The organism is uncultured Thermomonas sp., assembly GCF_937872235.1.
GTDB lineage: Bacteria > Pseudomonadota > Gammaproteobacteria > Xanthomonadales > Xanthomonadaceae > Thermomonas > Thermomonas beijingensis.
Genome location: NZ_CALMPC010000052.1, coordinates 1 through 9,571, shown reverse-complemented (window position 1 = coordinate 9,571; position 9,571 = coordinate 1). Strand labels below are relative to the sequence as shown.

Annotated in this window: 8 protein-coding genes; 4 read left to right on the top strand and 4 right to left on the bottom strand. The window is 59.8% G+C overall.

The window, feature by feature from the left end:
• A partial coding sequence (locus QWB57_RS04245) for a porin (RefSeq protein WP_288968479.1) occupies nt 1-1,253 on the bottom strand: 1,253 nt, incomplete at its 3' end.
• 200 nt (nt 1,254-1,453) lie between these two features.
• Between QWB57_RS04245 and QWB57_RS04240 the strand changes: the two genes are divergently transcribed.
• Nucleotides 1,454-2,146 (top strand): rhomboid family intramembrane serine protease, encoded by a 693-nt coding sequence (locus QWB57_RS04240; protein ID WP_223625526.1) that lies wholly within the window; start codon nt 1,454-1,456, stop codon nt 2,144-2,146.
• Here the strand turns inward: QWB57_RS04240 and QWB57_RS04235 are convergent.
• From QWB57_RS04235 to gpmI, 3 genes are all read right to left on the bottom strand, one after another.
• Entirely contained in the window at nt 2,143-3,546 is a 1,404-nt protein-coding gene (locus tag QWB57_RS04235; protein ID WP_223625523.1) for a S41 family peptidase, read from the bottom strand. The two genes, QWB57_RS04240 and QWB57_RS04235, sit on opposite strands and share 4 nt — an antisense overlap.
• A gap of 108 nt (nt 3,547-3,654) precedes the next feature.
• On the bottom strand, nt 3,655-4,866 hold the full coding sequence (locus QWB57_RS04230; protein WP_223625520.1) for a peptidoglycan DD-metalloendopeptidase family protein: 1,212 nt from the start codon (nt 4,864-4,866) through the stop codon (nt 3,655-3,657).
• Nucleotides 4,866-6,410, bottom strand: a complete 1,545-nt coding sequence (gene gpmI, locus QWB57_RS04225; RefSeq protein ID WP_223625517.1) for a 2,3-bisphosphoglycerate-independent phosphoglycerate mutase — start codon at nt 6,408-6,410, stop codon at nt 4,866-4,868. Before gpmI ends, QWB57_RS04230 begins: the two co-directional genes overlap by 1 nt.
• Nucleotides 6,411-6,518: 108 nt before the next feature.
• Here gpmI and QWB57_RS04220 point away from each other — a divergent pair, with 108 nt between their 5' ends.
• From QWB57_RS04220 to QWB57_RS04210, 3 genes are all read left to right on the top strand, one after another.
• The gene (locus QWB57_RS04220; protein WP_288968478.1) at nt 6,519-7,220 is read left to right on the top strand and encodes a hypothetical protein; all 702 of its coding nucleotides are present in this window, start codon (nt 6,519-6,521) and stop codon (nt 7,218-7,220) included.
• A 62-nt stretch (nt 7,221-7,282) separates the two neighbouring features.
• Nucleotides 7,283-9,004, top strand: a complete 1,722-nt coding sequence (locus tag QWB57_RS04215) for a M28 family metallopeptidase (RefSeq protein ID WP_288968476.1) — start codon at nt 7,283-7,285, stop codon at nt 9,002-9,004.
• Between the two features lie 86 nt (nt 9,005-9,090).
• The gene (locus QWB57_RS04210; protein ID WP_223625509.1) at nt 9,091-9,483 is read left to right on the top strand and encodes an MAPEG family protein; all 393 of its coding nucleotides are present in this window, start codon (nt 9,091-9,093) and stop codon (nt 9,481-9,483) included.
• Nucleotides 9,484-9,571 lie beyond the last annotated feature (88 nt).

The following is a 9,571-nucleotide window of genomic DNA, read 5'->3' as shown; positions in this document are numbered from 1 at the left end:
GGGCTCTTGATGGTGATGTGCTGGTAGCCGGCATCCAGTGACAGGTTGTCACTCACGTTCCAGCTGGCACCAATCGAGTACAAGGTACGATCGTTGTCAGGCAGGCGTGGGGTACGGTGCTGATCATTGGTCGGGGTCTTGTCCGAACCAATGCCGCCGCGCAAGGTGAAGGCTGGCGAGATGTCGTACTCGGCACCCAAGGACATGAAGTTGGAGTTGCCCCACTGGAAGGGCTCGCTACCCACCACGGTACCGCTGGTGCGCTTGATGGTCACATCCTGCAACGAGCTCCAGCCGGTACGCTGGAAGTCCGCCAACACACGGAAGTTGTCGGTGAAGCCGTACTTGATGCTCACCGTGGCCACGCTAGGTGTGACCAAACGCGCACCACCATCACCGTCCTTGAAGCGTGGATCGGCACCCAGCAGGGCCGGCACACCTTCGAAGTCCAGCGTACCCGAGAGTTGATGGTTGATTTCCGAACGGTAGCTGAAACCGATTGCCAACTTGTCGGTTGGTGCAAGTTGCACACCCACCACATAGCCAACGGCGTTGTTGCTACCCTTCACGGTGAAGCCGCCATCCATGGTTTGCGGCTTGAACGGATAGGCGGGATTGAAGCAATTCATCGGGTTGCCCGAACCGGCGCAAATCGCGGTGCCAAAATCAATCGCCTTGCTCAGGGTAACCGTGGCGCGCTCATAGATCACGCCGGCACCGATCGAGACACCATCACTCAATTTCAGCGCCGCAGACAGGGTCAAATCGACGGTTTTGACGTCGGACTTCAGCGCACGATAGCGGCCTACCCAGTTCTTGTCGTAATCGGTTGCCAGACCAAACGGTGCACCGACGGCAACACCCAAGGTCAAGCCTTCCAACCCGCCATGCATCGGGAACACGGCTGCCATGTTCGGCACCAGGGTCGGATCCCCCGGATCGCCACCATTGCCACCGCTGAGCGGCGCGCCGGGGTTGCCAAGGATCGAGCCACCACCGGTGAACTTCGCGTTCAGATCAATCATGGTGAGATCGGACTGGAAGGTATTCTTGTCCAGATTGACCATGGCGGCCGGGTTCAGCGAAACAACGGCGGCATCTTTGCCAACCATGCTGCCGGCGCTGGACTTGCCGAGGTTCTTGACGCTCTGCTCGCGCAGCTGGAAGCCGGAAGCGGCCGCCTGGCCCACGAACAAAGTGCCCACAACGGCCAGAGCAAGGGCCGAGGTACGAAGAGTGAGTGTGTTGCGCATCGATGGTTCTCCGGTCACAGAGCTACGTTAATTGTTTTGGTTCGAGGCCGGCAAACGATACCGGCCACGGGTCGCGCTTGCGCGTATCTGATTTTCCTGCTGCAAGAGTGCAGGCTCCCCACCACATACGTCGCCGTATGTCACTATACCTCAATTTTAACTACACGCTAACATTCACAATCGCAAATTGAAGCTTGGTCATGTTTGTCGGTATCCCCCCCCGCCAACACCGCCGTCTGCTGTGGGCCACTCCATTGTTGTTCGCGACCCTTTGGGTGGCGTACGTCGCAGCAGCACTCGTGGCCCCGGCTGGGCGCATCGCCGCCACCTTGGATTGGGGGGTGCTGACCGGCGGTTTGGACAGTGTGCAAGCGTGGCGCAATGCGCTATCGGACGGCAGCGTGCTGCGCCTGTTCTCGGGCCTGTTCCTGCACGCTGACTGGCTGCACCTGCTGGGCAACCTGGTGTTCTTGTTGATCTTTGGACTGCCCGCAGAGCGCAGCATGGGCGGGCGTCGGTTTTTGCTGTTGTTCTTGCTTGGTGGCGCATTCTCCAATCTGGCGGCGGTACTCGCGATTGGCGCTCCAGATCGTGTCGTGATCGGCGCCAGTGGCGCGGTGTCATCGGTCATAGGTGCCTACTTGGCGCTGTTTCCAAGTGCTCGCTTGGGCGTGGTGCTGCCACTGGGCCTGTTTTTGCAATTCGTACGGGTGCCGGCATTCCTATTGATTGGCTTGTGGGCGCTGCTGCAATTGCTGTTTGCCTACAGCGGGCCGGCATTGGGTGCGGTGGCGTGGCCGGCGCATATTGCCGGCTTCCTGTTTGGCGTGGTGTTCGCATTGCTCACCCGCGCGGCGATTGCGCGGCGCTTGCGCCACAATCGCGGGTATTAACGCTTCCCGGCCGGCTTTGCCGTCGCTGCAGACTTCGCGGCAGCCGGCTTCGCGTTGGCAGGTTTAATGACCTCCACATTCACGCCCGCACGCTTTTTCAACTCCAGCAACGCCACATCGATGGGCTGCGTTCCCGGCAGCACTTCACCCGCGTTGTCGCCTTCCATCGCTCCGGGTTCAGCGGCGAGATGGCCGGGTAATTCGGCCTCACTGATTGGGGTGAGTCGCCGTTGGCCTGCTTGCGGATGCAGCACCACATCCGGCTCGATCCCCAAGGCCTGAATCGAATGCCCGCTCGGTGTGTAGTAGCGCGCCGTGGTCAATTTGACCGAATCTCCATTTTCCAGCGGCAGCAGGGTCTGCACGGAGCCCTTGCCGAACGTGCGACTACCCAACACCAGTGCACGCTTGTTGTCGTGCAAAGCGCCCGCCAACACTTCGGCCGCACTGGCAGACCCGGCATCCACCAACACAATCAAGGGCGCGCCATGCAGACGGTCACCCGGCGTGGCTTCATAACGGCTATTGCCTATCGACTCACGGCCCTTGGTGCTGACAATCTCGCCCTTGTCCAGCAACTCATCGGCAATTTGCACAGCCCCGACCAGCAGCCCACCGGGGTTACTGCGCAGATCGAGCAACAAGCCGCGCAACGGCGCAGCTTTTTGTAACGCATCCAGTTGCTTGACGAAATCGGCCGCGGTGGACGCCTGGAAACTGCTGATGCGAATGTAACCAAACCCCGGCTCCAACAGTTTCGAGCGCACGCTGGCGGCACGGATGGTGTCGCGCACGAGGGTCAGGTCGAAGGGTGCTTTCACGCCCTGACGCACCACTTTGACCACGACTTTGCTGCCCACCTTGCCGCGTAAAGGCGCGGATGCATCGGCTTGGCCTTTGCCCAGCAACTTGCCATCAATCGCAATGATGCGATCGCCACTGCGCAACCCGGCTTTTTCTGCCGGACTGTCATCCAGTGGTGCCACCACCCGCAATGCGCCATCGGGCAACTGCTGCAATTGCACGCCAACGCCATCGTAGGTGCCGCGCGTTTGCTCGTCGAAATCTTCGGCCTCGGCTTTTTCCAGATAAGCGCTGTGCGGATCCAGATCCAGCAACAATCCGCGCACCGCCGACTGCATCAGCTTGTGGTCATCCACCGGATCCACATAGGCTTGTTTGATGGCGTTATAGACGGTGACATAACGGCGGATTTCATCCAACGGTACTTTTGCCGAGGCCGTATCCATTGCATCGGGGTCTTCATCCTGTGGAGCCTCTTGCTGTGCAAGATCGTCCGGACCCGCCGCCGGTGCATCTGGTCCTGGCTGACTCTGCGCCAAGGCCAAGCTCGGCTGCACCACTAACAACAGAAGAAGCGAAAGAAGTTTGACGCGCATGCTTGCTCCGAGAAAACCGAGTATTGGGCTCGGTTGCAGTGTGACCGACAGCCACGGCTTAAGTTGCCACCATCATGCCTGTGATTGCCCGCACCGCAAAAGACTGGTTTATTGCCGCTTCAACCAATCGGCCGGATTGACCGGCGCACCATTGCGGCGCAGCTCGAAATACAGGCCCGGGCTGTCCTGCCCGCCGGAGCTGCCCACCGTGGCCACCGACTGACCACGCTGCACATGGTCGCCCGCTTCGCGCAGCAAGCCATCGTTGTGCGCGTACAGACTCATGTAACCCTGACCATGATCGACAATCAGGATATTGCCGTACCCGGTCATCCAGTCGGCATACACCACCGTGCCATCGGCCACGGCTTTGACGGGGGTGCCTGCAGCGGCGGCAATCAACACCCCATCACTGCGTCGCCCATCCGGCAGTCGCCCACCAAAACTGGCCAGCAAGTTGCCCGCAACCGGCCAGCTCATGCCACCCACGCGCTGCAGTGATGCGACCGCCGGCGGCGTGCGCGTGCGGGCTGGCGTGTGCTTGCCTGGCGCCTTGGCCAGCCGTTCAGTCTCAGCCTTGGCACGTGCTGCTTCACGCTCGGCACGCGCAGCTGCAGCCCGCAGCTGCGCCAACAAATTCTGCAGCGCCTTGGCATCCTGCCCCAGCGCTTTTTCGCGGGCACTGCGATCTTGATACTGCTGGTCGATTCCGGCCAACACGCTGGCACGCTGCTGCCGGGCTTGCTGCAATTGGGCGAGCTGGGTGGCCTGTTGCTTGCGGGCAGCATCCAGCGCCGCTTGCTGCTGCGTCATGCCGGTCTCCAACGCTTCAATGCGTTCGATCTCGGCAGACAGCGCACGGATGCGTTGCACTTGTGCGCGCTGCAAATAGCTGGCCAAGGTCACCGCACGCGTCGCATCCTCAACACGATCTTGCGCCAGCAATGCCTTGAGTGCCGGGGCGTCTCCTTCCGCCTGGGCGGCCCGCAACAAGCTCGCCAATTCGGCTTTTCGGGTCTGCAAATTTCCCGCGTGACGGGCCCGCTCAGCCTGCAGACGCGCCAATTCGGCCGCGCTTTGCTGCAGTTGCTCTTGAGTCTGCTGCAAGGATCGCTGCGACCCACCTACCTGTTCATCGGCCTGGCGCAGCTTGCGACTGGCGTCGCCGCGCTGGCCTTCCAATTGGCGGCGCTGCGTAGCCACGTCGCGCAATTCACTGCGCACTTTTTGCAAACGCTGCTCGGCATCCTTGGCATCTTGCGCATGCACACCTGCCAACACCGTCAGCAGGCACACGACAAGGGCGATCCTTGCACGCATCAGGTCGGCTGCAACAAGCTCTGCCCACTCATCTCTGCCGGCTGCGGCAGATCGAGCAGTTCCAGCAACGTTGGGGCCACATCGCGCAATGCGCCTTCCCTGCGCAAGCTGGTGCTGCGCTCCCCCACATACAGCAACGGTACCGGCCCGACCGTATGCGCGGTATGTGGCTGCCCGGTCTCCGGGTCACGCATCATTTCCAGGTTTCCGTGGTCAGCCGTAATCAACATGCAGCCCCCCACGCTGCGTACCGCAGTACTGATCTTGCCGATTGCCACATCCACCGCTTCGGCAGCCAAAATCGCGGCCTCAAGAATGCCGCTGTGACCCACCATATCCGGGTTGGCGATGTTGCAGACGATGGCATCAAACTGTTGCCCGATGATCGCCGCCACTAGTTTTTCGGTGAGCTCAGGACAGCTCATTTCTGGCTGCAAGTCATACGTGGCCACTTGCGGGCTGGGAATCAGGATGCGCTTCTCGCCGGGAAACAGCGCCTCGCGGCCACCGCTGAAAAAGAAGGTGACGTGCGCGTATTTTTCGGTTTCCGCGATACGCAACTGGGTCTTGCCAGCCTCGGCCAGGACTTGACCATAGGTTTGCCGCAAATCATCGGGCGCAAACGCCACCCGAGCCGGCAAGCTGGCATCGTATTGGGTCAGGCAGACAAAGCGCGATAGCTGAGGACGCTGTGCGCTGAAGCCGTCAAACGCCGGATCGACAAACGCCGCGGTGAGCTGGCGGGCGCGGTCGGCACGAAAATTCATGAACACCACGGCATCACCATCCTGCATCGGGACAGCGCCTTCCAGCACGGTGGGTGCCACAAATTCATCGTTCTCGCCACGTGCATACGCCATCTGCAACGCGGTCATGGCATCAGGAGCGATCTGCTCACCATCGGCATCGACAATGGCATTCCATGCACGCAACAACCGCTCCCAGCGTTTGTCGCGATCCATCGCGTAATAGCGCCCGCATACGCTGCCGATGCTGGCATTACCCAACGCGGCGCAATGCATCTGCAGCGCACGCAAACTTGCTTCGGCCGATTGCGGTGGCGTGTCGCGTCCATCCAGAAATGCATGCACAACCACCTTGCTCACGCCCACCCGCTGTGCCAGCTCCAACATCGCAAAGATATGGTGTTCATGGCTATGCACACCCCCCGGCGAAAGCAAGCCCATCAGGTGCAAACACCCGCCACTGGCCTTGGCAGCGTCGCAAGCGGCAACCAATTCCACATTAGAAAAAAAGCTGCCGTCCTCGATCGCGGTATCCACCCGGGTCAGATCCTGATACACGATACGGCCGGCTCCCAAATTCATATGCCCCACTTCGGAATTGCCCATTTGCCCATCCGGCAGGCCCACAAAGCGACCTTCGGTATGGATCAACGTGTGCGGGCAGGTCGCAAGCAAGCTGTGCCAGTTCGGCAAGTTAGCCAAGGCCAGCGCATTGTCTGCGGTTTCCTCGCGATGCCCCCAGCCATCCAGAATCAACAAGACAACGGGCTTGGGTGACGGCAAGATGGACGTGGACACGGGTATTCCTGGAAATTTGCGTGGGAGTGCATTGATTGTAACGGCGACTAAACCCTGCGCCTGCATTCTGCATCCTAGCTGCTAACCCCACACGGCCGGGAGGCCAGGATGAAGCGTTTACACATGGGCACGACTTTGCTGATGGCAGGTATGCTGGCAACCAGCCTAGCGGCTTCTGCCGGCCCGCAAGATGCGGCGGGGCGCGCACCCAGTATCGACAAGGTCAATGGCGGCATTACCGCCGAAGCCGGTCAAATCTATGGCGATCTCAGCACCGTCAACGGTGGCATCACACTCGGTCGCGGTGCGCATAGCAGAGACGTGGAAACGGTGAACGGCGGCATTGAGGCAGCCGATGAGGTCAATAGCGGCGATGTCTCCACCGTCAATGGTGGCATTCGCTTTGGCCGACAGGCACGCATCGACGGCAAGTTAGAAACCGTAAACGGCGGCATTTTCACGGATCGCGGCAGTCTGGTACGCGGCGGCATCAGTACTGTCAATGGCGGCATCGGTATCGTGGGCACCGACGTCGGCGGCCGTATCGAAACGGTAAATGGTGATATCAGTGTTGGCGCAGACTCGCACGTGAAGGGTGGTATCAAGGTTGAAAAACAGCATGGCAATCTTGGCGGCTGGTTTGGCAAGCCGAAGATTCCACGCATCGTGATTGGCCCCAATGCTGTCGTCGAAGGCCCACTGGTGTTCGAACGCGAGGTGAGGCTGTACGTGCATGCGCGCGCGCGCATCGGCAGCCTCAGCGGTGCCACCGCAGTGCGGTATGACGGTGCCACGCCACCGAAAGAGTAACGACGCATTTGAGCATCAGCTTTGAAGGATAGAATCGCGAGAATCCCGAGTGGAGTTTCGCGATGCACATCGCCATGCTATCCGTCGCCGTGTTGTTCTTGTGTGCCTGTAGTCCGCACGAAACGGGGCCGGCATCGGGCCCCGTCACCACCGCTGCAACACGCACCGCAATCAACGTGGGTGATCACGCGTTCCAACCGACGATCAATGCCGCGGACTTCATCGCGCATGTGCGCACCCTATCTTCCGACGCATTTTCTGGGCGTGGCCCAGGCTCGCCCGGCGAAGACAAAGCCATCGACTACATCCAATCGCAATTTTCTCGTATCGGCCTGCAACCAGGTAATGGCAACCGCTGGCTACAAACTGTGCCCATGGTGGAAACCACCGCCGATGAGTCCGCCGTGCTGCACCTCAACGTGGCAGGTACCCAGCAAGACTTGATCTTTGGCCGCGACATGGTCGTGGGCACCCGCACCGGCCAAACGCAGATCAACCTGAAAGACAGCCCAATGGTCTTCGTGGGTTATGGCGTCGATGCGCCAGAGCGCAACTGGAACGACTACGCCGGCATCGACGTCACGGGCAAAACCGTGGTGATGCTGGTCAATGACCCAGGCTTTCATAGCAATGATGCCCGCCTGTTCGATGGCAAGCGCATGAGCTATTACGGGCGCTGGACCTACAAATTCGAAGAAGCCGCGCGCCACGGTGCGGCCGCAGCATTGATCATTCACGATACTGCCGGTGCGTCTTACGGCTGGGATGTGGTGAAAAATTCGTGGTCCGGCCCACAGTACGACTTGCCCGCAAAGGATGATCCCACCCCGCGTTTGCCGGTGCAGGGTTGGCTAACTGGTGAGGCAGCAGACACGTTGTTCAACGCAAGTGGCCTGAATTTGGCCAAACTGCGCGATGCAGCGAATAGACCCGAATTCAAGGCAGTCCCCATCAATGCCACCGCCGCCTTGACCTTAAGCAGCAAGACCACCGAAAAACGCTCACACAACGTCCTAGGCCTGTTACCCGGCAGCGAAGCCCCCGACCAAGCCATCGTGTATATGGCGCACTGGGATCACCTGGGCACACATGCGGGTGAGCCCGGCGACAACACCTATAACGGTGCAGTGGATAACGCCACCGGGGTGGCCGGGATATTGGAACTCGCCGAAGCCTTTCGCAAAGCCAGCACCCGTCCCAAGCGCTCAATCCTGTTTCTTGCTGTGACGTTGGAAGAATCCGGCCTGCTCGGCTCCAAATACTACGTCGCACATCCGGTAATCCCACTGGACAGTACAGTGGCCGTAATCAATTTAGATGCGCTGTCACCGATCGGGAAAGCGCGTGACCTCACGGTTGTCGGCAAGGGCAGTTCACAACTAGAAGATCTGTTGAAGGTTGTGCTGAACAAACAGCAGCGACGCATGGTCGATGAGTCCAACACCGCAGCCGGCTACTACTTCCGTTCCGATCATTTCAACTTCGCCAAAGCTGGCGTACCGGCACTGTATATCGCCAGCGGAACGGATTTGCTGGACGGTGGTCACGCTGCGGGAGATGCAGCCACCAAAGACTACACCGACCATCGCTATCACAAACCCGGCGATGAGTACGATGCTGCAACCTGGAACGTGGATGGCATCGTGCAGGATCTGGATGCGGTCTATTCGGTTGGCGACCTTCTGGCCAATAGCGGCCAATGGCCGAACTGGTATCCAGGCAATCCCTTCAAGGCCGCTCGCGATGCGATGCGCCCTTCACAGCAACCCACCGCCACGAAATAGCCGCACTACAGTAGCAAAAACATGCCGCCAGCCCGGAGCCACGAGGTTCGGGCTAGACTCCCAGCACCTACCGCCCGGAGTTCTCCATGTTCATTGCTTACTGCTGCATCGTCATTGCTGCCTGCTTGCCCTATGTGTGGGCAGTGCTCGCCAAATCCAGCGCCCCCGGCTACAACAACAAAGATCCACGTGGTTGGGTCGCCAAGCAGGAAAGCTACCGCGTCCGCAATGCCTATAGCGCCCATTTGAATGCATTTGAAGCGTTTCCAGCATTCGCAGCCGCGGTCATGATGGCCCAGTTTGCACAAGTCAACCCTCAGCACGTCGCATGGCTGGCGATGGCCTTCATTGTATTTCGCATTCTGCATGGGGTTTTTTATCTCAGCGTGCAACAGGCATTGCGCAGCCTGTCGTGGCTGGGCGGCTTTGCCTGCGTCATCGCCTTGATGCTTTCCGCCGCGTTCAAAGTTGGGGGCTGAAGTTTCAATTCTTCTGCACGACAGTTGAAGAAGAATCCCAAGCCCCGCCAAAGAAAAACCCCGCAGAGGATATCTGCGGGGTTTGGGA